The organism is Sphingobium sp. TomTYG65 (genome assembly GCF_055395525.1).
In genome coordinates this window covers 1,026,785-1,051,076 of sequence record NZ_AP027330.1, presented here as the reverse complement: position 1 = coordinate 1,051,076, position 24,292 = coordinate 1,026,785, and the positions used below count along the sequence as shown (strand labels likewise).

Genomic DNA, 24,292 nt, shown 5'->3' with positions numbered 1-24,292 from the left:
TCGTGCCCGGCATAGCTGTCGCAGATGATGTAGCGAGGATCGCCATCCTCATTTCGGTCTATGGCGCTCTGGCGATGGCGGCCCTGTTGCTGTTCCTGGTGATGCGCCGCGATCGCAAGGAACGGGCTGCCAATATGGCTGCCGAACTGACACGCGCCTTGACGCGGGAGATCATGGGAGCGGGTGAGAATGTGGCTGCGTCACCCGCCTTCCGTCAGGCGCGTCCTGCCGAACGGCTCGCCGCGATCAGTCATCTCATACAGCTCTTGCGTGGCGAGGATAGGGACCGGCTCGTCGCCCTGGCCGAAGAGCAAGGCTTGCTGAAGGACGCGCTCCGCCGCGCCAGACGCTCCCAGCCGCGCCAGCAGATTGATGCGCTGCGCCTGCTGGGCGGTATCGGTGGAGATCAGGCTGTCGCGACTTTAGACGCCGTCCTGCGCGAAGATCCACGTCTTGATACGCGATTGGAGGCGGCGTCTCTGCTCGCCCGGCTCGACGCTCTGCCGCAGCCTGACGAGTTGATCGAGCATCTTGCCCTGCACAGCGCTCGCATAACGCCCCTGCACAGGACCTTGTTCAGGCTGATCGCGTCGCGGCACCCGACCGAACTGTTTGCTCTCGCACGTTCCGAAGACCTGCCGCCGGCGGTGAGGGCGCTGGTGATTGATGCGCTCGGGTGGACGGAGGATTTTTCAGCCCTGCCGATCTTGGCGGCGGCCGCTCATGACCCCCATCCACCCGTACGGCTGGCTGCGCTGGATTCCGCAACCAAGCTCGGTCATCCGAGCAGCGCGCGTTGGATCATGCCGCTGTTGAGAGATCCCGTGCCTCCGGTGCGGGCGCGCGCGATACGCGCCTGTCAAATCATGCGGCTGACCGACGGGCTACCCGCGATCGCTGAGTTGCGCCACGATCCCTCGCCTTGGGTAAGATTGCGCGCCCAACAGGCTCAGCAGGTGTTGGAGCCAGCCTGATGCTCGTCGAAACCATCTTTTCGGCCGCTCATGGCGTTGGCGTGGCGACTTTGGTGGCGATCAGCGCCGTCTGCTTTCTCGTCGTGGCGACTCGCAACCTCGTTTCGACCATTCAACTGCTGCTTGCCGCGCGCGTGTTCGCGACACGGATCAAGCCGGCACAGCGATCCTACGATCTCTGGTCCCGCTACGCCGATCTTGCATTGCCAATCTCGGTCATCGCGCCGTGCTTCAACGAAGAACTGTCGATAGCAGACAGCGCGCGCGCCTTGCTGGCGCTGGAATATCCCGACCATGAGGTGATCATGGTCAATGACGGGTCGAGCGACGGCACGCTTTCAGTGTTGATCGAGCAATTCGAGTTGCGCCCTATCGAGCGCGAACAACTGGCGGTCCTGCAAAAAACCCGTATCCGCGGCATCTATGGTTCGGCGCGCTACCCGAACCTGATCCTGATCGACAAGGAAAATGGGCGAAAGGCTGATGCCGTCAACGCAGGTCTTGGCTTCGCCGCTGCGCCGCTGGTCTGCGTCATTGATGCGGATTCGATCATAGAGCCTGATGGCCTGCTGCGCGCTGCTGAGCCGTTCATGACGGATGATGGGTCTCTGCTGGCGGTCGGCGGCGCGATCCGTATTGCCAACGGCTCCATCGTCGAAGGAGGCCATGTACGCCAGATCCGCCTGCCAAGCCGCTGGCTGCCGCGTTATCAGATCCTGGAATATCTGCGGGCCTTCCTGACCGCACGCATCGCCAACGCCAGGCTGGACATGTTGATGCTGATTTCCGGGGCGTTCGGCATGTTCCGGCGCGCTCCACTGGTAGAAATTGGCGGCTACCGGCACGACACGGTCGGAGAGGATCTTGAGGTCGTCACTCGCATCCACCGCCGGATGCGGGAGGAAAAGCGGCCTTATCGGGTAGCCTTTGTCCCCGAAGTCGTCTGTTGGACAGACGCTCCGGAAAGCTGGCGCGGCCTGCGCAATCAGCGCGCACGCTGGGAGCAGGGTGCGTTGGAAACTATCGTCGAACACCGCCGCATGCTGTTCAACCCGCGCTATGGCCGCATAGGTCTGATCGGCATGCCGTTGATCGTGATAGAGGATGTGCTGGGTCCGCCGTGTGAATTGTTCGGCTATCTGCTCATCCCGCTCCTTTATTTCATGGGTGTGGAATCAGGGACGATCGTTCTGGCCTTCTTCTCGATCACCGTTCTGTTCGGAACCGCGATCAGCCTTGGCACATTGGCGCTCGAAGAGGTGCAACTGCGACGTACGCCGAGCGCGCGCGATCTCTTCATGATCGGTATCGCCGCTGTCGTGGAAAATCTTGGCTATCGCCAAGCTAATCTGGCGTTCCGTATCTATGGCATGTGGCGTTTTTACCGGAAGGATAATCGCTGGGCCGCTGCGGGCCGAGCGGGATTTTCGCGCGGGTGAGGCGAGCCTATCTTTGCCTGCTTGTCGCGGGGATGGGGAGCGGCGGCATGGCGGAGGCCCAATTGATGTGGGAGGCTCCAGCGGTGAAAGGCTGGCGTGAAGCAGAATGGATCGAGGTCCACGGCACGATGGACGGCGGCGTTTTTCGTCCGGATTCGGCCATGATCGCGCAACCATCCGGCGCCCCCTCATCGTCGTTGATCCCCTTGGGCGAGAATGTCGTTGCTTTGGCTCAGCTTCGTCCCTTCGGTATCGAGGAACGGGTCTATGTCCGAGAGGAAGGCGGGGGGATCGCGATAGATTGCAAGCCGGGAAGCGCTCCCGCCGGTCTCGTGCTGAGCTGGCCCGGCTTTCGCCTTCCAGGCGGCTATCATGGGCAGTGGCTGTTGAAGGGCCGGAGCGATACAAACATAGCGGTTACTCAGGTCCGGACAGGAGAAGATGCGTCGGCTCTGACTGCGGGTTATTGGAATGGCGAAGGGATCAGCCTTGCCTTCACCGAGCAGCACGGTCAGTCGCTCGTCCTTGCCTGTCCCGCTGAGGGTGCGTCTGCCCGGCTCGACTCCCTAATGCTTGCGCCCGCTACAAGCAGCGCGGCCGCGATCGGGCGGGGTAGCTGGGTCTGGAGGGAGGAAGACTGGCGCTCAGACCCCCAGGGCTTCGCGGAGGCTGCTGCCGCCGCAGGTTTCAACGAGTTGGCGGTTCAGGTGCCTGCAAAGGCGGATGCGGTCTTGGTCCAGTTGATCGAGGCGCTTGAACAGCGCGGTATCGAGATGAGATTGCTCGACGGCGACCCATCCATGGCTACGCCTGAAGGACTTGAAACGGCCGTCGCACGGATTAGCCACTTGCGGCATCGGCTGGCGAAGCACAGGGCTCCGGAAAGCCTCATGCTCGAACTGGATATCGAACCCTATGGGCAACCCGGTTTCGCTGCTGATCCGGAGGCGGGCTGGAGGGGATGGGCGACGGCTGTGCGAGAGGTGTCTGCGGCCTGGGGCCGCCCTGTCGCGGTCGATGTACCCTGGTGGATGCAGAATTCTTCGGCTGGGATTTCGGCTGCTCAGGCTGCCATTTCGTCTATAAGCGAATTTGTCGTTATGGCATATCGGACGGATCCTCAACTCATCCTGGATGCGGCTGAGCCATGGCTCCGTGGCGGCAAGGCGGTCCAAGTGGCGATAGAGACCGGGCCCGTCGCAACTGAGGCGACTCAGACCTACCGGCGCGCGCGCCAGGGAACGCTGCGCCTCAGCGATCGTGCTGTCGAGTTACTTCCAGCAGCGCGTCAAGCTCAGCCTGGCGAAGCGGTTTACAAGTTGGAGGCTCAAACGGTCACCCAGCCAGGCCGGATCAGCTTTTATGGAGAGACGGATCGCGCAGTTGAAGTGGAGCGGAAGCTATCCCCCATCTTGCAGGGGTGGCCGAACTTTCGTGGCTTTCGTCTCCACGGGTGGCCGCTGCGAGCCAGATGAGAAAAAATCTGCTTAAACTGCATCAAACCTGTTCATTACGTACGACGCTATCCCTCTAGGTACATTGCACAATTTCCTTTCATGTGAGCCGGTTCTTATCCAGATCAGCCTTTACCGGCCTTGTAATAAATCCTCGTTCATGACCTATTGGCACACGCAGGCATTTGCCCGCATTGCGACCCAAACTGACCCCGCCTCTCATTCCTGCGAGGCGGGGGTTTTCTTCGCTTGGGCTACCCTTTGCATGCGGTCCGTCGCGTTTCGCTTCACTTGAGCCCGCTAACCGGACGGGTCATCGCACGGCACTTCTGCTGATGTGGAGGGATGGGCAGGGGGCGGCTTCCTGCTGCCTTCTTAGAAAAAGATTGCTCCCCTTCAATGAAATTGCCTCGGTTTCTATCGTCCTCCGCCTGTGACATGGCCATCGACCTTGGCACTGTTAATACTGTCATACATGTGCGCGACCGGGGCATCGTGCTGAACGAACCGTCCGTGATCGCCATCGAAACCCGTCAGGGTTTTCGCAAGGTGAAGGTAGTCGGTAACGAAGCCAAACTGATGATGGGGAAGACCCCGGCGAACATCCAGGCGATCAGACCGCTACGCGACGGCGTTATCGCCGACATCGATGTCGCAGAGCAGATGATCAAGCATTTCATAGACAAGGCGTTGAACGGCAGCCGTTTCGGGCGGCGCCATGAAGTCGTGATCTGCGTTCCGTCGGGCTCCACAATGGTTGAACGGCGCGCGCTCCGGGACGCTGCGGCCAATGCCGGTGCGGCTCATGTGCAATTGATCGAGGAGCCCATGGCCGCCGCTATTGGCGCAGGACTGCCCGTCACCGAACCACGCGGGGCGATGGTGGTCGATATAGGCGGCGGCACGACCGAGGTGGCCGTGCTGTCACTCCGCGGCATCGCCTACAGCAACTCCGCGCGGGTCGGCGGCGACAGGATGGATGACGCCATCGCGTCACACATCCGCCGCAACCATAATTTGATGATAGGGGAAGCGACCTCCGAACGGGTGAAGTGCGACATCGGCGCCGCGACGGCGCCTGATGGCGAGGGTCGGCGGATCATCGTGAAGGGGCGTGACCTGGTTAATGGCCGCCCTGCAGAGATGACCATCAGTGAGGCCGAGATCGTCGATGCGCTCGCCGAGCCCGTTGGGCAGATAAAGATGGCCGTCAGAACCGCTCTGGAGCAGACCGCGCCGGAACTGGCCGCCGATATCATCGAAGAGGGCATCACCCTGACCGGCGGCGGCGCATTGCTGCGGCGGCTCGACGAAGCGCTGATGGAAGAAACGGGACTGCCGGTTAAAATCGCCGACACGCCCCTCATGTGCGTGGCCATGGGGGCAGGTAAGGCGTTGGAGGACTCGGCCTATCAGGGGGTCCTCACCATTTCCTGATCGTCAGTGAAGCCAACTGCCGATCAACGCCATTGCGCACAGGAAAGTGACGATGGTCGTGATCCAGCCCAGCAGGTTGGTCCAGCGGCCATTGGTTCGGGCTCCTACGACAGTCCGGCTGTTCGTCAGCAGCATCATCAGCAACAGCAGCGGTGGAACCGAAAAACCCTGTACGATACCGGACCAGACGAGCGCCTTCATCGGATTGAAGCCAAGGAAGTTCATGGCTACCGCCAGCGCCGTTACGGCCGCGATGATGGCGTAGAATAGCCGGTTCTCGTTTGGTGCGTCGTGAAGGCTGCCTTCCCGACCAAGCCCCTGCACAACGTCGTAAGCCGCTCCCGTAGTCATAATCGGCACCGCGAGAAAACCGACGCCGATGATACCGGCCGCAAACAGATATTTGGCAGCCGGGCCGGCCACCGGCTCGAGCGCGGCGGCAGCTTGCGCGGCTGTTTCGATATCGGTTTGGCCCGACCCATGCAGCGTGACCCCTGTGGCCAGCAGGATGAAATAGAGGATGATGTTGGAAAAGATCATGCCGGTCAGCACGTCGCGGCTGGTCCGCTTCATCTCCCGCGCGCTGGCGCCTTTACGCTGCCATAGCTGTCGTCGGCCTATGGCGATCTGCTCCTCCACTTCCTGGTTCGACTGCCAGGTATAGACATAAGCGGAAAGCGATGTGCCGATGCAGGCGACAATCAGCGACAATGACTGAGCGTCGATCTTCAACTGCGGGATGAAGGTGGCGCGGATGATTTCCATCGGGTCCGGCCGGGCCAGAATGGCCGCCGCGCCATAGGCAAACAGCACAAGCGCCAGCCAGCGGAAGAGGCGCCGGATGAGAGTATATGAGCCGAAATATTGAATGGTGAAGATAAGGGCGGCCGAAGCCACGACCAGCAGCGGAATAGGGACAGGCACCAGCAGGTTCAACGCCGCACCGACACCGCCAAGATCGGCAGCAGCTTCTATGATGTTGCCGATGAATGCCATCGTCGCCATCGGCAGCAGCACCCATCGTGGAAATTGTTCGCGAATGCAGGCGAACAGGCCCTTGCCATATACCTGCCCGATTTTCGCCGACAGATAGACGACGACATACATCATGGGCAGCAGGACCGGGGCAATCCACAGAAACCCCAAGCCATATTTGGCCCCGGCGCTGGCGTAGGTGCCAATGGCAGACGGATCGTCATCCGCAGCGCCTGTCACGACGCCCGCGCCCAGAACTTTGAACAGCCCGCGCGGGACGGATGGCTTGAGGGAAGAAGCTTCCAATGGCTCGCGGATATGCTTGTCCATCAGTCCTCGGGTCCGGTGAATAAGATGGTCAAACCGGACGAGCGCGGGACGGGTTCACCGCACTAACCTGAGATACACACAACCAACATGAACTTGTCCCACCCGCGCGGATTGGGAAGGCATGAATGACCGCATGTCACATTGGATTGAGTCGATGCGGGCAGGGGAATATGCGGCCGCCTGGGCGCTCGCCGAGCGGGAGTTGAAAGAACGCGATCCTGCTCAGCGCGACGATCCCTCACTTCCCTATCATCTTCGCTGGGTATGGGACGGCCGGGAATATAGAAACAGGCACTGTCTTGTGCGCTGTTATCATGGGCTCGGCGATACCATCCAGTTCGCCCGCTTCCTACCTCTGTTGCGCGCCCAGGCCGCATCCCTCACAGTTGAAGTGCAGCCGCGTCTGCTGGATCTGCTGGCGCGATCCGCTGCGCGGGCTGGCGAGACTATGATCCGCTTTGTTCCGTTCGATGAGGCACGCCCGCTGCCCCCATCTGAATGTGACCTGGAAATCACGGAACTGGGTTTCGCGTTGCGCGCCACGCCGGCCGATGGGGCCATGCCCTATCTGACGGTGAGTCGAGGCGTCCTGCCGCGCGGAACTGTCGGGCTTTGCTACGGCGCGGGTGAGTGGGATCCTTCCCGTTCAATTCCGCCGGACCTGCTTGCCCCGCTGTGCACGGAGGTGCCGTGCATCAGCCTGATGCCTGAGCCAACCAATTTGGCCGTTCTCAATCGCAGTGGCTGTCCCTTCGACATGGACGCGACCGCAGCACTGCTTGCTGCAACTGGTCTGGTCATTACGGTCGATACGATGATCGCCCATCTGGCGGGCGCGATTGGAAAGCCGGTCTGGCTGCTGCTGAAGGCCAATCCGGACTGGCGCTGGCCTAACGAAGGTGACTCCACGCCCTGGTATCCGTCCATGCGCATCTACACGCAGCAAGAGGCAGGGGATTGGCTGCCTGTGCTGGAGCAGGTCCGGCGGGACCTTGCGGACCGACGTGCCAAGGAGGCGTAAGGACAGTCTATGGGACATATGCCAACGCCGTCCGTGCCTGTGTCCTGGGGTGAACTCCTGGACAAGATGACGATCCTGGAGATCAAGCAGGAGCGGATCGCCGCGCCTGCCGCGCGCAGGAATGTCGGCCGAGAATATCAGTTGCTCAGCATCATTGGGGCAGAGGCATTGGAGGCTCCGGCCGTGAGGGCGCTCTGCCGCGAATTGAAGCGGGTGAACGAAGAGCTTTGGCGGATCGAGGACGCGATCCGGGGAGAGGAGGCGGCCGCGCAATTCGGCCCAGCCTTCGTCCAACTGGCGCGATCCGTTTATCAGACGAATGACCGCCGCGCCGCCATCAAGCGGGAGATCAACCGACTGCTGGAATCAGAATTGGTGGAGGAAAAAAGCTACGCCTCCGCCCTGCCACCTGAAATAATGCGTCGCCGGGGCTCAAGTGATGCGTCTGCTGCAGGACGGAGTTCCTGATGCACGGGCGGCGCCAGCATTTGCAGGGCAAGCGCCTCGGCGTTCTAACCTTTCACCGTTGCATCAACTACGGCTCCTATTGGCAGGCACGATCTCTGGTCGAAGGGTTGGCAAGCATGGGCGCGGAAGCGGTGCTGCTCGATCACCAGTCCGCTGAGGTAGCGAGTGCGGAACTGCGCTGCGCTTTTCGTCCGATTTTGCCTGCAGCCACCCCGCGCTCCGATTTTCCCGCCTATGCGCAGAAGATCCGGAAGTTCCTTGAAGCCTTCAACCGCCTGCCGCTGTCGCACGCATTCGCACTGGAGCGGCCAGAGGAGGTGGAGGAATTTGACGCCATTATCGTCGGTAGTGATGAGGTCTGGAACCTCTGCCATCCCTGGTATGGCGGATGCTCAACCTTCTATGGCGAAGGGCTCCGCGCTCCCCTGGTCGCCTACGCCGCCAGCTTCGGAAATCAGGATGCCGCTGACGGCCTGTCGACTTATTGGGCGGGACGATTGCGGAATTTTTCATCGCTTTCGGTGCGGGATGAAAATAGCCGCAGCATCGTCCGGGCGGCGCTGGGTATTGATCCGGAACTGGTCCTCGACCCCTGTCTCCAATTTCCTCCGCTCTGCGCCTGGCAGGATATGGAGGTGAGGCGGGAGGGCTACATCGCACTTTACGGGCATAATTTTCCGGCTTGGCTGTCTGACAGCATCCGCGCCTATGCGCGCGCGAACGGGAAGCGCGTACTCAGCATCGGTTACCGCAATGATTGGGCCGACGAACAATATCTGGCGGCAGGCCCGGACGAGTTTGCTGCGTTGGTAGCAGGGGCGGACGGGGTCGTTACGAGCTTTTTCCATGGCTGCGTGTTTGCGGTCTTGAATCAGCGGCCGTTTGTGACCGTGCCCTCGGCCTACCGCGTCAACAAGGTGCATGACTTGATGCTCAGGCTCGGAACGCAGCGCCATATCGCAACTCCGGAGACGGACGCCGACGGCTACGCCTCATTACTCTCCGAGCCGCTGGACCCTGCCGTTGGCGAATGTGTGGCTCAGTTACGGCGGCGATCGGCGGACTTCCTGCATAAATCCTTGGCGGTTTGTCATGCCTAGGGAGCGGCTGGTGAGTCCTCGGGACATGACCCGGTCGAGCCTGTGCACCGGATGCGGATCGTGCGTCGCGCAGGGCTGTCCATCCGCCGCGCGCATGGACTGGGACGAAGAAGGGCAGTTGAAGCCGCACGGCGCCCGAGAGTGGCGCGCCGCGCGGACGACAGAATTTTCCAGGCTGTGCCCATTTTCTCCTCATGCGGAAGATGAGGATAGTCTCGCCGCGCGGCTTTTCCCCGCCGCTTCTCAGGACGATCGCTGGATAGGGCGGTTCGAGGCCGCCTATGTCGGGCACGCGGCGGAAGCGGGCTATCGCGAACAGGGAAGCTCCGGCGGAATGGTCAGCTGGGTCGCGGCGGAACTGCTGCGCCGGGGCCTTGTCGATGGTGTCGCGCATGTGGCTCCAGCCGATCCGGCGTCGGGCGGGCGCTTCTTCCAATATCGTATTTCGCGGGATCTGGAGGCGCTCAGCGGAGGGGCGAAGTCGCGCTATTATCCGGTCGACATGTCGGAGGTCCTGCGCGAAGTTCACACCGTTCCTGGACGCTATGCCATCGTCGGAATCCCGTGTTTTATTAAGGCAATACACCTGGCCCGGGCGCAGGATAGCGTCCTGCGCGAACGGATAGCCTTCACGCTGGGTCTGGTCTGCGGGCACATGAAGAGCCGTGATATGGTAGAGAGCTTCGGCTGGCAGATGGGTGTCGATCTGCCTGATGTGGAGCGGGTGGAATATCGGCTCAAGGACCCTCATCGCCCCGCCAACTGGTACACCGCTCAGCTGTCATGCCGGGGAGGGGAGCAGCATCGTCAGGATTGGTGGCATCTGGTCGATGGAGATTGGGGATCGGGCTTTTTTCAAAATCCAGCCTGCGATTTCTGTGATGATGTGGTGGCGGAGACGGCCGATATCAGCTTCGGCGACGCGTGGGTGGAGCCCTATTCTTCCGATGGACGCGGCACCAATGTCGTGGTCGTCCGCTCCCCCATTCTGCATGAAATGCTGCGCGACGCGATCGGGCAAGGGCGTGTCGCTTTGGCCCCTGTCGATGCGGAGTTCGTCCGGGAAACACAGGCGGCGGGTTTTCGTCAGCGGCGGGAAGGGCTCGCCTATCGTCTTGCCTGGCACCGGCGGGGCGTCAAGCCTCGCAAGAGAGTGGAGGCGGCCCGCAGCCATTTAGGGCTGCGCCGCAAGCTCATCTATCGCCTTCGCTATCATATCAGCCGCGGCAGCAGCAGGCTGTTCAGGATCGCGAAGCGGATGAAGCGACCCCAGCTGTTCCTGTCCTGGGGGCGCACAATGCTGAAGCTCTATCATGGCCTCACCTATTCGCGCGGACGGATCGGCGCCGCCTTCGATCGACTGGAGCGGCGCTTCTCGCGCCAGTCGCTTCAGCAGCGTTAGGACCTGCCCATGGCGGCGGCATAGATGCCGTCCATCGCGGCGGCGACATGGGCGAATGTCTCGCAAGCCGGATCAAAGCGGCGGGAGCGGCCAAGCTGCTCTGCCCACTCGCCTGCCATCTGCCCACCCCAGGCGTCGCCCGGCGTGGCCAAGATTTCCCGTCCAGTTCCGTGGAAAAGCTCCGCCTGGAAGTCGTAGAAGGAGCCGTTCACATTCCGGAAGCTGGCTCCAGCCTTGTCGCCGTAAAATTCGGCGGCGATCACCGCGTCCTGCCCCGCATGCAGATGCCAGGAGCAGGTGATCCGGACCACGCAACCGGTGGCGAGCCGTAGCGTCGCAATGCCAAAATCCTCAACCTGCGTGCCGCGATCGACCAGATGCTTTCCCTTGCTGAACAGGTCGGCGTCGATGCTTTCGACATCCGGAAAGCCGAGCATCCAGAGCGCCAGGTCGATCAGGTGAACGCCCAGGTCCATCAAGCACCCGCCACCCGAAAGCTTCGGGTCATAGAACCATGGCTTGTCCGGCCCATAAGCATTGTGGAACGTCAGATCGATCGCATGGACATCGCCCAGGTCGCCCGCACGAACGCGCTCATAAATCGCGCGCATCCCCTGCGTTCCCCTGTAGGAAAGATCGACTCCCAGCAGGCAATCGGCAGCCCGCGCGGCATCGATCACCGCTTGAACCTCCGCCAGGTTTCGGCCCAGCGGCTTCTGGCAGAAGACCGGGATGCCGCGTTCCAGCGCGAGGATCGACTGTTCGGCGTGCAGTGCGCTGGGCGTGGCAATGACAATGCCGTCCAGATCCTGCTCCAATAGCGCCTCAAGGCCGTCAAGCTGAACGGCTTGGGGCGCGAGCAGCGCGGCATCGGCCGTGTTGCCGGGCAGCGCGTCGGCGATGGCTGCAACGTCAATTCCGCCGGTCGCGAGCATCGCTTCCATTCTGTTCCGGCCGATCCAGCCGACACCCAGAAATCCGACGCGTGGCCGACGCACGCTGGTCGCCGTCGCAGGGGCTGCGTTGCTTGAAATGATCATGGAATCACCAGCGCCTTGACGAAACCGTCCGGCTTGTCCCGCGTCGCGTTAAGTGCCTCTTCGAGCTTTTCGAGCGGGTAGCGGTGGGTATAAAGCGGCGCAGGGTCGAGGCGCCCGGAAGCGACCGCCTCCACGGCTTCCCTGATGCCGGCCGCATAGACGGCAGGATCGCGCTCATGGGCGTTGATGACATCGATGCCGCGCCAGTTCCACAGCCACATATTCACCTGACGCGGGCCGTCCTGATGATAACCTGCGACGATCAGTTTGCCCCGTTCCGCCGTCAGTTCCGTCGCCAGGTCGAGCGGCCATTGTTTGCCGACGGCTTCGATCACGCGCTCGCAAAGTCGACCTTGGGTCAGGTCATTGACCTTGGCGATGATCGCATGATGATCGTCCATGACGATGGTTTCGGCCGCGCCATAGCGGCGGGCAAGATCCAGAGAGGATTGGCGGCGGGAGATGGCGATCACCCGCGCGCCTGCCTCGGTCGCAAGCTGAGTGAGCACCGCACCCAGGAATCCGGCGCCGACTATCGCGACCGTCTGCCCCGCCTGAATGTCCGCCCTCCGAAAGATGTTGAACGCGCAGCCCAACGGCTCGCCGGGGAATGGGAGGCCGTCCAAAGCAGGCGGCAGGCGCACTACAGCGGCTTCGTCGGCCAAGTCATATTCGGCGTAGCTGGCATAGGAGAGAGCCGTCACTCGGTCGCCGACCGCGACGCTGGTTACGCCCTTGCCAACGGCATCGATCACGCCCCAGCCTTCATGCCCCAACGAACCGGGCTCGATCGGATATTGCTGCCATTCCGGTCCAGCCCATGGGGTCAGATTTGACGCGCAGACGCCGCACCCTTCCAGCCGCAGGCGCACTTGTCCTGGTGCTGGATCGGGCACCGGTACATGATCAATCCGGACAACGCCGGGGCCAGTCACCACTGCAGCCCGCATGCTTTTTACCGGAGCGTCAATCACATCCTGCGCCTGGTCGTCCTGTTTCATCGAAGCGTCCAGCATCTCCATCATTCCGCCGCCAACGCCACAGCGCCCTCCCCATTGATGAACGCTTCCAGCGCCTCATGCGCGCGGTCGTCGGTCATCTGTTCGGGTGGATGCTTGCAGAAATAGGCGGCTGCCGGGTGGACCGGTCCCGCCAAGCCGCGATCGAGCGCCAGCTTGGCACAGCGGATCATGTCGATTGCCACTCCTGCCGAATTCGGGCTGTCCTCGACCGACAGGCGCAGTTCCAGGTTCATCGGTACGCCGCCGAACAACTGACCCTCCATGCGCAGGAAGCAGACCTTATTGTCGTTCTGCCAGGCCACATAGTCGGACGGGCCGATGTGAATATTCTCGTCCTCCAGGCGGCTTTCCGCGACCGACTGCACCGCCTCGGTCTTGGAAATCTTCTTGGACGTCAGCCGTGTACGGTTCGACATGTTGAGGAAGTCGGTATTGCCGCCGGTGTTCAGCTGATAGGTGCGGTCGAGCTTCACACCGCGCTTGGCGAACAGATCGGTCAGTACGCGATGAACGATCGTTGCGCCAAGCTGCGCCTTGATATCATCCCCGATTATCGGGACGCCCGCGCGCTCGAACCGTTGCGCCCATTCAGGGTCGCTGGCGATGAAGACGGGGATGTTGTTGACGAAGGCAACGCCTGCGTCGAGCGCGCATTGCGCGTAGAACTCCGTCGCCTTCTGCGATCCAACGGGCAGGTAATTCAGCAGGACATCGACCTTCGCTTCGCGCAGGCGGTTGACGACATCGCGGCGGCTTGGCTGCGGCGCATCGGCCGGCAGGAATGTTCGTTCGTCGGGATAATCCCCCATATGTTCGGCATAGCCATCCAGCACGCGACCCATTTCAACCATGACGCCGCTGTTTTTGACGTCACGGCAGAAGATTTGCGTGCAGTTGGGCTTGGCGAAGATCGCCTCGGCAATGTCGCGGCCGACTTTGCGCCGGTCGATATCCCATGCCGCCGTCAGCTTGATGTCGCAGGGGCGATAACCACCAAGGTCCCAGTGCATCAGCCCAAGATGGTCATTGCTTTCGGCGCGGTAGTGGGAGAGCCCCTGGACTAGCGAACTTGCGCAGTTGCCCACGCCGACGATCGCGATGTTGATCGCCTGCCGGGGGATGCTGTGCGGCGATGGCTTCATGGCGGGTCTCCTTCAGGCCGTGCGGACCGCGGGCAGGGCGGATGACGCGGGCGCGTAGCGATCGATCATCCAGGCGCAGAAATCGGCAAATGCGTCTGGCTCATGCACGGCGCTGCTGTGGTGGGGGGCGATACCCAGATGCTCAGGCGTGAAGCAGAAGGTCACCGTCACGTTGAAGTCGGCCAACGCCTCCATCTGACGATCGAACCAGTCGATTGCATTGGGCCGGAAACTGTCCGCCCAAGACAGCCCTGTCCGCAAATGCCGCACGCCCAGCCGCTTCATCCAGGCAACCGCGTCGTCCAGGCGCGGGTCTTCGAAATGGAACCATTGCATCAGCCCCATCTCACCGGCCACCTTGGCATAATCGTCCAAGGCGGGCTTGGGCGTGCCATCGGCGCGGATCAGGCCCATGTAGAAATGGCGGTAATAGCTTGACCCCTCGGCTTCCCGATGCCGGGTGGTCGCGCCCCATTCCTGCGGCAGGTCATAGAGGCTGTACCAGAAGACGCGCGGCACTCGCCCGATCAGCAGTTCGGCGGTGCGATTGAGGCCGAACACCTGCACTTCTTCCGCGCCAAAGGACCCCACGCCGACTTCCGTCACCCAGATCGGCTTGTCGGGCACCACCGCTTCGATCTCCACGATTTTGGCGGGCCAGTCATGAATGGGCCAGAGGTTCCAGTCGAGCGGAAAGCCGTGAACAGCGACCACGTCGACGGCGTCCAATGCGCCATGATCCCGCATCCTGTTCACCCAATGCGGGTCGATCGGCGACATGCCGCCCAGCACGCGCGTTACCGCAGGATTGACGTCCTGAATGGCTGATCCGGCGCGGACCACCATGTCGGCATAGCGGGACCAGTCAGGGTCGATCTCCAGGTCCCAATGCGACTTGTTGTTGGGTTCATTCCAGATCATCGCGGCTTCGATCATGCCTGCGTTCCCTCCTCCGGTCCTTGTGCTGGATAGACGGCCGCGCTGCCCATCAGGTCCGCATAGGGGACAGGGGCGACGCGGCAGAGATAGACTTCCTCTTCAGGCTCAGCCTCTATGGTGAAGCCGGCGGCGCGCAGCAGCGCTTGGGCCCCCGCCTTGTTGGGCGCCCACCAATTGGTCCAGTCGTGCGCGAACTTGCGCTCGATGAAGTGCATCCTGGGATAGGCGGGATTGTCGAAGAAAGTCGGCGGCCGGTTGGTGCCTGGCACATGGAACGGGTGGTCCTCCGGCACCAGCAACACATCGGGCGATCCCTGCTGCATCGTCTGGAACAGCAGCAGGTCGCCTGCAACATGCTCGCGGATCAGGTCCAGCGCCAGGAGCGGATGCCTTAGATGGTAGAGCACGCCCATGAAGATGACGACGTCGAAGCGGCGGCCGAGCTTCCCCACGTCATAGACCGACAGATTTTCAAAGCTGATGCCGGTATGGCCCAGCGCTTCGGCGGCAAAGCGGGCCTGCGCGAGGTAGCGGTCGTCTGAATCGATGCCCAGCACCTCCGCCGCGCCCCGGCGTTTCATCTCGATCGAATAAAAGCCTGCGTTGCAGCCGATATCGAGGACGGTTTTTCCGCTCAGGTCCTCGGGCAATGCGTCGGCAAATCGGGCGAATTTGAATGCGGGATAGTCGCCCAGAAAATGATCGGGCGCGGTTTCGATCCCGCCGATGCGCAAATTATGGAACCAGGGGCCCAGCGCCTCGATCTGACGACGAAGTTCGTCATCCTCCTTATGGTCGGTGGCGATCTTCATTGTCTTCACGCTGGCACCTCATTCACTCGGGTTACGCGTTCGCCAGCCGGGCCAAGCATCACTGTGCTGACCGATCCTGGATCGATGTTGAATTTGAGGAGATTGTTGAGGCTGAGGCCCAGATAATGAGCGATCATGCCGCGGATGATGTCGCAATGGGTGACGCACAGGATCGTCGCGCCTGGCTGGGTTTGGGCGAGGGACTCCAGATAATGGACGCTTCGGCCCACGGCTTGGGCCATGGTCTCGCCACCCGGCGTGATGCTGCTGGCCCGATCGCAATTCCACGCGTGCCACAGAGGATCGCCATCCAGTTCGGCAAAGGCCATGCCGTTCCAGCTACCGAAATCCACCTCATCCAGCGCATCGGCGATCTCGACCTTCAGGCCGAGCGCGTCCGCTATGATCGATGCGGTTTCCATCGTTCGCTGGCGCGGGCTGCAATGGATGGCTCTGACATCGTTCAACCCTGCCCAGGCGGACACCGCCTCGGCCTGAAGCCGTCCTTCTGTGGAGAGGGCAACGCTGCCGGCGCGGCCGCTCAGAACCCGGCCCAGCTCTGCATGCGCCCCATGCCGCACCAGATGAAATCGAGTGTCCAGAGACTGTTGGGAGGAAGCAAGCATCAACATAGATGCTGCTAACAATAGCGGAGATAGGAAAGTTCCATATCCGATCTGACTTAGATCGACAAGTAAAAGCTTATGACAAATCCATGTTATCGCCATTATAATAAGTTACTAACTGGCTATATAATTGATCATATTATCCCCTGAACTTCCACTTTTTCGGGGAACCAGCCGGTAGAAGAAGATGTTGCTGCTGGCGTTACCTGTTGTTGCAATACTGCAATGAGCCGCCTTTCTGGCGGCAGTTTCATCATCACGAGGGGATTGGCCGTGGAGCAGATACTCGTCACCGGCGGAGCGGGCTTTATTGGCCGGGCGGTTTGCAAGGAGCTTCTGTCACGCGGGCACAGCGTCCGCGTGCTCGACAGCCTCATCGAGCAAGTCCATGGCGAAGGCGAGCGCCCGGAGGATCTGGACGACCAGGTAGAACTGATCCACGCCGATATCCGCAACGGCAATGCCGTGGACCGCGCCTTGCAGGGCATCGGCAGCGTCATCCATCTCGCGGCGGAAGTCGGCGTTGGCCAGTCCATGTATGAGGTGGAACGCTACACATCGGTGAACGACGTCGGCACGGCGGTCCTTTTCGAAAGATTGATCGACAATCCGGTGCGGCGGGTCGTCACCGCTTCGTCGATGAGCATCTATGGCGAGGGGCTCTATCGTGACGCGGACGGGCAGATCGTCCAGGACGCGGAACGTGGCGCAATCCGGGACAACCAGAAGATCTGGGAGCCCCTCGATAGTTCGGGCCGTCCGCTCACGCCGATCGCGACACCGGAATGGAAGCGGCCGAGCCTCGCGTCCATCTATGCGCTCAACAAATATGTGCAGGAACGCACGACCCACATCATGACCGCACCCTATGGGATGGAGGGCGTCTGCCTGCGCCTCTTCAATGTCTATGGGCCGGGGCAGGCGCTCTCCAACCCCTATACCGGCGTGTTGGCGATCTTCGCTTCGCGGCTGCTCAACGGGCAAAAGCCGATGATCTTCGAGGATGGCGAGCAGCGTCGCGATTTCGTTCATGTGAGCGACGTTGCGCGCGCCTTCGCCGATGCGTTGGAACTGCCGCAGGCGGCGGGCGGCACCTTCAACATCGGTTCGGGACAGGACCGGTCGGTTACGGAAGTGGCGGAAAAGCTGGCGGAAGCGATGGGGCGCAATGACCTGGAGCCCGAAATCGTAGGCAAGTCGAGAACCGGGGATATCAGGCACTGTTTCTGCGACACCAGCTTGGCCGAAGAAAAGCTGGGCTTCCGCGCGCGGCAGGATTTTCAACACGGCCTTGCCGAACTCGCCGAATGGGTGGCGCAGCAGACTGCGGACGATCGCGTCGCGGAGGCCCGCGCTGAACTTGAGGCAAGGGGGCTGGTGGCATGAGAGGCGCGGATCACAGGCCCGTCCTGGTAACGGGCGGAGCCGGTTTCATCGGCAGCAACATCGCCGACCGCCTCGCGAGTGAGGGGGAGGAAGTCATCATCTATGACAGCCTTGCCCGCCCAGGTGTGGACCGCAATCTCGCCTGGCTGGAGGAGCGGCACGGCGCCAGCATCACCCCCATCATCGCCGATGTGCGCAATGAGGGCTTGCTCGGCAGCGCGGTCGCAAAGGCGAAGGCCGTGTTCCACATGGCCGCACAGGTCGCGGTTACGACCAGCTTCACCGATCCGCGCGCCGATTTCGAAGTCAACATGTTGGGGACGTTCAACGTGCTGGAGGCTGCGCGCCGCTGCGTCGCGCCTCCGCCGGTAATCTTCGCCTCCACCAACAAGGTCTATGGCGGCCTGGAGGATCTTGAGTTCCGCCTGGAAGGCGAGGCTTACCATCCAGCAGACGCTGCGTTGCGGGAACATGGCATCAGCGAAAGCCGTCCGCTTGATTTCCACACCCCCTATGGCTGTTCGAAGGGCGGGGCGGACCAATATGTCCTCGATTATGGCCGCAGCTTCGGCGTTCCCACGGCCGTCCTGCGCATGAGCTGCATCTATGGGCAGCGGCAGATGGGGACGGAAGATCAAGGTTGGGTCGCGCATTTCCTGATCAGCGCTCTCGAAGGGCGGCGGATCATCCTCTATGGCGACGGCTGCCAGGTTCGCGATATCCTCGACGTGCGCGACGCCGTTGACGCTTATCTCGGCGTCTGGCGCAACATCGACCGGCTGAGTGGCCGCGCCTTCAACCTGGGCGGCGGTCCCGCCAATGCCGTAAGTCTGCGCCAGATATTGGAATTCATCGGCGACTATGTCGGTCGCTCACCCAATCTCGACATGGCGGATTGGCGCGCGGGCGATCAGCGCTATTTCGTCGCGGATACGCGCGCGCTGCAAACCGCGGTTGATCTGAAGCCGCGCAAGCCGTGGCGGCAGGGCGTGGCCGATCTGGCCGATTGGCTGATCGCAGAGCGGCAGGAGGCGGCTCCCCCATCGGTCGCGCCTGTGGCGGCGAGGGCGCTTTGACCGCCATGCGCCATCTCCTGCTATCCTGCGATGCGGTGGGCGGGGTCTGGCAATATTCGACGGACCTCGCCCGAGCGCTCGAGCCTCACGGCTATCAAGTCACTCTGGCCGTCATGGGACCAGCGCCCGACGAAGCGCAGCGGGCGGACGCCGCAACTATCGCCAACCTGCATCTGGTCGAAACGGGGCTGGAGCTTGAATGGCTTGCTGCTGAGCCCGCGCCTGTGCTGGCGGCCGAAGCCCGGCTGGCCGAAATGGCGGGCGACCTGCATGCGGACATTGTGCAGCTTCATACGCCTGCGCTTGTCGCGAACGGCCGCTACAGCTGCCCCGTCGTCGCAGTCCAGCATAGCTGCGTCGCTACATGGTGGGCGGCAGTCCATGGCGGCCCTATGCCCCATGACTTCGCCTGGCGCACCGACCTGGTTGCGCGCGGGCTGAAGCGCGCAACTCTGGCCATCACGCCAAGCGCGGCATTCGCGCAAGCGGTCCGGCGGGTCTATGGCGTGACCCCTGTGGCCGTTCATAACGGGCGCGACATCGCCGTTCCCGCTGGCGGGCCGATGAAAGACCACGTCTTCACCGCAGGCCGGCTGTGGGATGAAGGCAAGAACGTCCATATCCTCGACGAAGCCGCCACACGGCTCTCCGCTCCCTTTTTCGCGGCCGGTTCAACCCGCGCGCCCCATGGTGCGGCTCTGGTCCTTGATGCCATCACCCCGCTCGGTAACCTGGATGCTGCCGCGCTGGCCGAACGGCTGAGCCAGCGTCCCGTTTTTGCATCGGCTGCTCTCTACGAGCCTTTCGGCCTTGCCGTGCTGGAAGCGGCAATCGCCGGGTGCGCTCTGGTGCTGTCGGACATAGAGACTTTCCGCGAATTGTGGGATGGGGCCGCGATCTTTGTCGATCCCCGCGACCCCGCTGCCTTTGCACGGGCGATCGAACAGCTGCTGCAGAATAGACCGGCCCGGATCGCTGCAGGGCAAGCCGCCCAGGATCGCGCCCGCCGCTACAGCCCTGCCGCCATGGCCGCTGCGATGGCCGCGCATTACGCCACTGCGGAGCGGAGGGTTGCCGCATGAAGATACGCTATTTCACGCACTCGCTGCTGTCCTGCTGGAACCATGGCAATGCGCATTTCCTGCGGGGCGTGCTTCGCGAACTTACGGCGCTGGGTCATGAGGTGCTGGCTCTGGAACCCGAAGGGAATTGGAGCCTTTCCAATCTCCTTGCCGATCATGCTGAGGCAGGGCTTGCGCCCTTTCGCGCAGCCTATCCGGAACTCGTCACCTACAGCTACGGGTCGGATGCCGAACTCGACGCCTTGGTCGAGGGAGCCGACGTCGTCATTGTCCATGAATGGAATGAGCCCGCTCTGGTAGCTGCTCTGGGCGACCTGCGGGCGCGGGGAGCCAGCTTTACACTCCTGTTCCACGACACCCATCATCGTGCCGTATCGGACCCGGAGGCCATTCGCGCCTTCGATCTGTCCGGCTATGACGGCGTGCTGGCCTTTGGCGAGGCGCTTTCGCAAGTCTATCGGCGCTGGGGCTGGGGTGACCGGGTATGGACCTGGCATGAAGCCGCCGACTTGCGCCATTTCCATCCGCCCGCAAACGAGCACCACCGGCAAGGCCTAGTCTGGATCGGCAATTGGGGGGACGGGGAACGCACGGCCGAGCTGGAAGACTTCCTCTTTCGTCCGGCAGCACAGGCTGCTTCGCCGCTCGACATTTATGGCGTCCGCTATCCGGCTGGAGCTTTGGACACATTGGCGCATTATGGCGTGCGCTATCATGGATGGGCGCCAAATGCCGGTGCGCCGGGCATCTTCGCTCGCCATCTCGCGACGGTCCATGTGCCGCGCCGCTATTACACGCAGCTTCTGCCCGGCATCCCGACCATCCGTGTGTTCGAAGCTTTGGCGTGCGGCATACCGCTGCTGTCCGCGCCTTGGGATGACAGTGAAAACCTGTTCCGGCCGGGCGAGGACTTCCTCTTTGCCCGCAACGGCGAGGAAATGACGCGCCATCTCCGCGCGGTCAGTTCTGACCCGGACCTGCGCGCCTCGCTGGTGCGCAACGGCCTGGAAACGATCCGCAGCCGCCACAGCTGTGCCCACCGTGCCCAGCAGCTCATGGAAATTATCGCCTCGCTTGATGCGCCTGCCGCACGGCCTCCCCTTGCAAGGAATGTCGCATGAAGATTGCTTTTTACGGATCGAGCCTGCTTTCCTCCTACTGGAACGGGGCCGCCACCTATTATCGCGGCATCCTCCGCGAATTGGCCGAGCGGGGCCATGCCGTCACTTTCTACGAACCCGACGCTTTCGATCGCCAGCAGCATCGCGACATCGACCCGCCCGAATGGGCGCGCGTCGTCGTTTACCCTGCAACTGCCGATGCGCTGACCGATGTGATGGCAGAGGCCGCCCATGCAGATGTGGTCGTGAAGGCCAGCGGGGTAGGGGTGTTCGACGAGGAACTGCTGCACGGCGTGATGGAACGCGCTCGTCCCCATGCCCTGCGCATCTTCTGGGATGTGGATGCCGCCGCCACGCTCGATGAAATGCGCGCCGATCCAGCTCACCCCGTCAGGCGATCGCTTCCGGGTCTGGACCTCGTGCTGACCTATGGCGGCGGCGATCCGGTGGTGAATGCCTATCGCGCTTTCGGCGCGGCTGAGTGCATTCCAGTCTATAACGCGCTCGACCCGCAGAGCCATTTCCCCGTCGAACCGGACCCGCGCTTCGCCTGCGATCTGGCGTTTCTCGGCAATCGCCTGCCTGACAGGGAAAGCCGGGTGGAGGAATTCTTCCTCAAGCCCGCCGGGCTGCTTCCCCAGTGCAGCTTCCTGATAGGCGGCAACGGCTGGGAAACGAAGGCGATGCCCGCCAATGTCCGCCATCGCGGCCATGTCTATACGGCGGAGCATAACGCCTTCAACTGCACGCCGCTCGCCGTCCTGAACGTCGCGCGGGACAGCATGGCGCATATCGGCTTTTCTCCCGCCACCCGCGTGTTCGAAGCGGCCGGGGCAGGGGCGTGCCTCATCACCGATGCCTGGGAAGGGATCGAACTGTTCCTGAAGCCCGATGAAGAGGTGCTGGTGGCCCGTGACGGGCAGGATGTGGCGGACCATCTCGCCGCGCTGACCCCCGAACGCGCGCGCCTGATCGGCCGGGCCGCACTATCCCGCGTCCGCGCCGAACATAGCTACGCTCTTCGCGGCGCTCAGGTCGATGCCATCCTTCGCGACCGATCCGCCGCGAAGTCCAACCGCCAGCAGGAGATGGAGAGAGCATGAAACTCGTCGTCCTCGGTCTCAGCCTCTCTTCCTCATGGGGCAACGGCCATGCCACCACCTTCCGCGCACTGCTGTCGGCCTTTGCTGCGCGGGGGCATGAGGTGCTTTTCCTGGAGCGGGATGTTCCCTGGTATGCAAGCCAGCGGGACCTTGCCGATCCGGATTTCTGCCGCCTTGAGCTTTACGAGGATCTCGCCGCGCTGGATGCGTGGCGGGCAGAGATCCAAGCCGCGGACGCAGTCATGGTTGGCTCCTATGTCCCCGAAGGCATCGCGGTCGGGCAATATGTCCAGCGTCATGCCCGCGGCGTCACGCTTTTCTATGACATAGACACGCCGGTAACGCTTGCCAGTCTGCGTGGGGGAAGCTGCGACTATCTGTCGGCCGATCTGATACCGGGCTACGACGTCTATTGCTCCTTCACCGGCGGTCCGACGCTCGACCTGCTGGAGGGTCATTATGGTTCGCCCATGGCGCGAGCGCTTTTTTGCTCCGTCGATGCGGCTGCGTATCAGCCCATGGCGGTGCCCAAGCGTTGGGATCTATCCTATCTCGGCACCTACAGCCCCGACCGGCAGCCGACGCTGGAACGGTTGCTGATAGAGCCTGCCCGGCTGATGCCGGAGCGACGCTTCGTCGTCGCTGGCCCGCAATATCCCGCCGATATTGACTGGCCCGCGAATGTGGAACGCATCGACCATTTGCCGCCGCAGGACCACGCCACCTTCTACTCCGCGTCGCGCTACACGCTGAATGTCACGCGCGCGGATATGATCGAGGCGGGCTGGTCGCCCTCTGTCCGCTTGTTCGAGGCTGCGGCGTGCGGGACGACGATCATTTCAGACGTGTGGCCGGGCCTTGCCGATCTGCTGACGCCGAACCGGGAGATATTGTTCGCCTGGAATGCGGAGCAGGTGGTCGTCGCGCTGGACGAAGATCGCGCCAGCATTGGCCAGGCAGGGCGCGCTCGCATCCTTGGCGAACATACGGCGCAGCACCGTGCCGAACAGCTTGAGACTTACCTTCATGACGCTGCGGCGATGCAGACCCGGGGCCAGGTTGCCGCAGCAGGATGACACCCAGGATGAAACGGATGGAAAATATGAAAAAAAATGTCGCCTTGGTCGCAGGCGGAGCCGGATTCATCGGTTCCCATCTTTGTCGCGCGCTGCTGGAGGAGGGGTATGAGGTGCTTTGCCTCGACAATCTGCAGACGGCACGCGAAGTGAACCTGGAAATGCTGGAAGGGCATCGCGCCTTCACCTTCATTCGCGCCGACATCGTCGATCCGCTGCCCGACGCCGTGACGCGTCGCCGCGACATCAACCGCATCTACAATCTCGCCTGCGCCGCTTCTCCCCCGCAATATCAGGCGGACCCTGAACACACGATGCTGACCAGCGTCGTCGGCACCGATCGTCTGCTGCGCCTGGCGGAGCAGAATGGCGCGCGTTTCCTGCTGACCTCCACCAGCGAAGTCTATGGCGACCCGGAAGCGCATCCGCAGCGGGAGGATTATCGCGGCTGGGTCAACTGCACCGGACCGCGCGCCTGCTATGACGAGGGCAAGCGCGCCGCAGAAGCCATGGCGTTCGATTTCGCCCGCCTAGGCCGTGCGGATGTGCGGGTGGCGCGCATCTTCAATACCTACGGGCCAAATATGCATCCCGACGATGGACGGGTGATCTCCAACCTCGTCTGCCAGGCGCTGTCGGGCAACGACATCACCATCTATGGCGACGGATCGCAGACGCGCAGCTTCTGCTATGTTTCCGACATGGTGGATGGGCTCATGCGCTTGATGGAATCGCGCATCACAGACCTTCAGCCGGTCAATCTGGGCAATCCGGAAGAATATAGCATCCGCGAGCTGCTGGAACTGATCCAGGCGCAGACCGGCACGACGTCCCGCGTCATCCGCAAACCCTTGCCCGTTGACGATCCCCGCCGCCGTCGCCCGGACATAAGGCGAGCGCGGAAGCTGCTAGGTTGGGAGCCGCGGATACCGCTGAGCGAGGGATTGGCGATCACCTGCGCCTTTTTTGAAAAGGAGCTGTTCGCTCAATCGTCGAGCTACGCTTTCGGCGCTGCAATGACCGGAACCGCGCCTGCTTCAAGTGCGGGTCTTGCCGCCGAATAGAGCGGCGGCGGTCCCAGGCCCTGCGCCTTTTTAGAGCCTGCGGCCAGCTGTCCCGATGCGTGCATGCGTCGGGTAGTGCGGCTGGGTTAATCTATTATGATGTTTGGGAAAATGGTGGACGCACTAGGGCTCGAACCTAGGACCCGCTGATTAAGAGTCAGCTGCTCTACCAACTGAGCTATGCGTCCACACTCGCTTTCGGA

The 24,292-nt window shown here is 62.3% G+C and carries 22 protein-coding genes and 1 tRNA gene; 15 read left to right on the top strand and 8 right to left on the bottom strand.

The features are described from left to right. The first annotated feature begins 2 nt into the window (after positions 1–2). The 4 genes from ACZ5Y5_RS05130 to ACZ5Y5_RS05115 all read left to right on the top strand — a co-directional run bounded on the left by ACZ5Y5_RS05130 (position 3) and on the right by ACZ5Y5_RS05115 (position 5,304). Positions 3–974, top strand: coding sequence for a HEAT repeat domain-containing protein (locus ACZ5Y5_RS05130; protein ID WP_464810106.1), 972 nt, complete (start codon positions 3–5; stop codon positions 972–974). After that, complete coding sequence (locus tag ACZ5Y5_RS05125; RefSeq protein ID WP_464810105.1) at positions 974–2,413, top strand: glycosyltransferase family 2 protein; 1,440 nt, start codon at positions 974–976, stop codon at positions 2,411–2,413. Before ACZ5Y5_RS05130 ends, ACZ5Y5_RS05125 begins: the two co-directional genes overlap by 1 nt. A gap of 47 nt (positions 2,414–2,460) precedes the next feature. After that, positions 2,461–3,888 (top strand): hypothetical protein, encoded by a 1,428-nt coding sequence (locus ACZ5Y5_RS05120; protein ID WP_464810104.1) that lies wholly within the window; start codon positions 2,461–2,463, stop codon positions 3,886–3,888. Positions 3,889–4,266: 378 nt separating this feature from the next. Further along, entirely contained in the window at positions 4,267–5,304 is a 1,038-nt protein-coding gene (locus tag ACZ5Y5_RS05115) for a rod shape-determining protein (protein WP_464810103.1), read from the top strand. A 3-nt stretch (positions 5,305–5,307) separates the two neighbouring features. Here the strand turns inward: ACZ5Y5_RS05115 and ACZ5Y5_RS05110 are convergent, their stop codons facing one another. Then, entirely contained in the window at positions 5,308–6,609 is a 1,302-nt protein-coding gene (locus ACZ5Y5_RS05110) for an NRAMP family divalent metal transporter (protein WP_464810102.1), read from the bottom strand. Positions 6,610–6,742: 133 nt separating this feature from the next. Here ACZ5Y5_RS05110 and ACZ5Y5_RS05105 point away from each other — a divergent pair, with 133 nt between their 5' ends. Genes ACZ5Y5_RS05105 through ACZ5Y5_RS05090 form a run of 4 tightly spaced genes read left to right on the top strand, consistent with a single transcriptional unit; the run spans position 6,743 to position 10,600 of the window. After that, the gene (locus ACZ5Y5_RS05105; protein WP_464810101.1) at positions 6,743–7,630 is read left to right on the top strand and encodes a glycosyltransferase family 9 protein; all 888 of its coding nucleotides are present in this window, start codon (positions 6,743–6,745) and stop codon (positions 7,628–7,630) included. A gap of 9 nt (positions 7,631–7,639) precedes the next feature. Continuing rightward, positions 7,640–8,098 carry a DUF6165 family protein gene (locus ACZ5Y5_RS05100; protein ID WP_464810100.1) on the top strand — a complete coding sequence of 153 codons (459 nt, stop codon included), beginning with the start codon at positions 7,640–7,642 and terminating at the stop codon, positions 8,096–8,098. Further along, positions 8,098–9,198: a polysaccharide pyruvyl transferase family protein gene (locus ACZ5Y5_RS05095; RefSeq protein WP_464810099.1), complete on the top strand. Its 1,101-nt coding sequence runs from the start codon at positions 8,098–8,100 to the stop codon at positions 9,196–9,198. The genes ACZ5Y5_RS05100 and ACZ5Y5_RS05095 overlap by 1 nt, the downstream gene beginning before the upstream one ends. 10 nt (positions 9,199–9,208) lie before the next feature. Next, positions 9,209–10,600 (top strand): Coenzyme F420 hydrogenase/dehydrogenase, beta subunit C-terminal domain, encoded by a 1,392-nt coding sequence (locus tag ACZ5Y5_RS05090; RefSeq protein WP_464810098.1) that lies wholly within the window; start codon positions 9,209–9,211, stop codon positions 10,598–10,600. Here ACZ5Y5_RS05090 and ACZ5Y5_RS05085 read toward each other — a convergent pair. Genes ACZ5Y5_RS05085 through ACZ5Y5_RS05060 form a run of 6 tightly spaced genes read right to left on the bottom strand, consistent with a single transcriptional unit; the run spans position 10,597 to position 16,187 of the window. After that, complete coding sequence (locus ACZ5Y5_RS05085; protein WP_464810097.1) at positions 10,597–11,598, bottom strand: Gfo/Idh/MocA family protein; 1,002 nt, start codon at positions 11,596–11,598, stop codon at positions 10,597–10,599. The two genes, ACZ5Y5_RS05090 and ACZ5Y5_RS05085, sit on opposite strands and share 4 nt — an antisense overlap. A gap of 38 nt (positions 11,599–11,636) precedes the next feature. Next, positions 11,637–12,641 carry an MDR/zinc-dependent alcohol dehydrogenase-like family protein gene (locus tag ACZ5Y5_RS05080; RefSeq protein ID WP_464810096.1) on the bottom strand — a complete coding sequence of 335 codons (1,005 nt, stop codon included), beginning with the start codon at positions 12,639–12,641 and terminating at the stop codon, positions 11,637–11,639. A 20-nt stretch (positions 12,642–12,661) separates the two neighbouring features. Continuing rightward, entirely contained in the window at positions 12,662–13,804 is a 1,143-nt protein-coding gene (locus ACZ5Y5_RS05075) for an inositol-3-phosphate synthase (RefSeq protein ID WP_464810095.1), read from the bottom strand. A gap of 12 nt (positions 13,805–13,816) precedes the next feature. Beyond that, complete coding sequence (locus ACZ5Y5_RS05070; protein WP_464810094.1) at positions 13,817–14,740, bottom strand: glycosyl hydrolase; 924 nt, start codon at positions 14,738–14,740, stop codon at positions 13,817–13,819. After that, on the bottom strand, positions 14,737–15,555 hold the full coding sequence (locus tag ACZ5Y5_RS05065) for a TIGR04290 family methyltransferase (protein WP_464810473.1): 819 nt from the start codon (positions 15,553–15,555) through the stop codon (positions 14,737–14,739). The genes ACZ5Y5_RS05070 and ACZ5Y5_RS05065 overlap by 4 nt, the downstream gene beginning before the upstream one ends. A gap of 5 nt (positions 15,556–15,560) precedes the next feature. Continuing rightward, a complete protein-coding gene (locus ACZ5Y5_RS05060; RefSeq protein ID WP_464810093.1) occupies positions 15,561–16,187 on the bottom strand; it encodes a histidine phosphatase family protein in 627 nt (208 codons plus the stop codon). A 267-nt stretch (positions 16,188–16,454) separates the two neighbouring features. Between ACZ5Y5_RS05060 and ACZ5Y5_RS05055 the strand changes: the two genes are divergently transcribed. The 7 genes from ACZ5Y5_RS05055 to ACZ5Y5_RS05025 are packed head-to-tail and all read left to right on the top strand — an operon-like array spanning position 16,455 to position 24,089. Further along, positions 16,455–17,567, top strand: a complete 1,113-nt coding sequence (locus ACZ5Y5_RS05055) for an SDR family NAD(P)-dependent oxidoreductase (RefSeq protein WP_464810472.1) — start codon at positions 16,455–16,457, stop codon at positions 17,565–17,567. Then, entirely contained in the window at positions 17,564–18,643 is a 1,080-nt protein-coding gene (locus ACZ5Y5_RS05050) for an SDR family NAD(P)-dependent oxidoreductase (RefSeq protein ID WP_464810092.1), read from the top strand. Before ACZ5Y5_RS05055 ends, ACZ5Y5_RS05050 begins: the two co-directional genes overlap by 4 nt. 5 nt (positions 18,644–18,648) lie before the next feature. After that, the gene (locus ACZ5Y5_RS05045; RefSeq protein WP_464810091.1) at positions 18,649–19,725 is read left to right on the top strand and encodes a glycosyltransferase family 4 protein; all 1,077 of its coding nucleotides are present in this window, start codon (positions 18,649–18,651) and stop codon (positions 19,723–19,725) included. Next, positions 19,722–20,846 (top strand): CgeB family protein, encoded by a 1,125-nt coding sequence (locus ACZ5Y5_RS05040; RefSeq protein WP_464810090.1) that lies wholly within the window; start codon positions 19,722–19,724, stop codon positions 20,844–20,846. The genes ACZ5Y5_RS05045 and ACZ5Y5_RS05040 overlap by 4 nt, the downstream gene beginning before the upstream one ends. Then, positions 20,843–21,949, top strand: a complete 1,107-nt coding sequence (locus ACZ5Y5_RS05035) for a CgeB family protein (RefSeq protein ID WP_464810089.1) — start codon at positions 20,843–20,845, stop codon at positions 21,947–21,949. Before ACZ5Y5_RS05040 ends, ACZ5Y5_RS05035 begins: the two co-directional genes overlap by 4 nt. Beyond that, entirely contained in the window at positions 21,946–23,025 is a 1,080-nt protein-coding gene (locus ACZ5Y5_RS05030; RefSeq protein ID WP_464810088.1) for a CgeB family protein, read from the top strand. The genes ACZ5Y5_RS05035 and ACZ5Y5_RS05030 overlap by 4 nt, the downstream gene beginning before the upstream one ends. An 8-nt stretch (positions 23,026–23,033) precedes the next feature. Continuing rightward, positions 23,034–24,089 carry an NAD-dependent epimerase/dehydratase family protein gene (locus ACZ5Y5_RS05025; RefSeq protein ID WP_464810087.1) on the top strand — a complete coding sequence of 352 codons (1,056 nt, stop codon included), beginning with the start codon at positions 23,034–23,036 and terminating at the stop codon, positions 24,087–24,089. 112 nt (positions 24,090–24,201) lie between these two features. Here ACZ5Y5_RS05025 and ACZ5Y5_RS05020 read toward each other — a convergent pair. Further along, positions 24,202–24,277: transfer RNA gene (locus tag ACZ5Y5_RS05020), tRNA-Lys, on the bottom strand. Positions 24,278–24,292 lie beyond the last annotated feature (15 nt).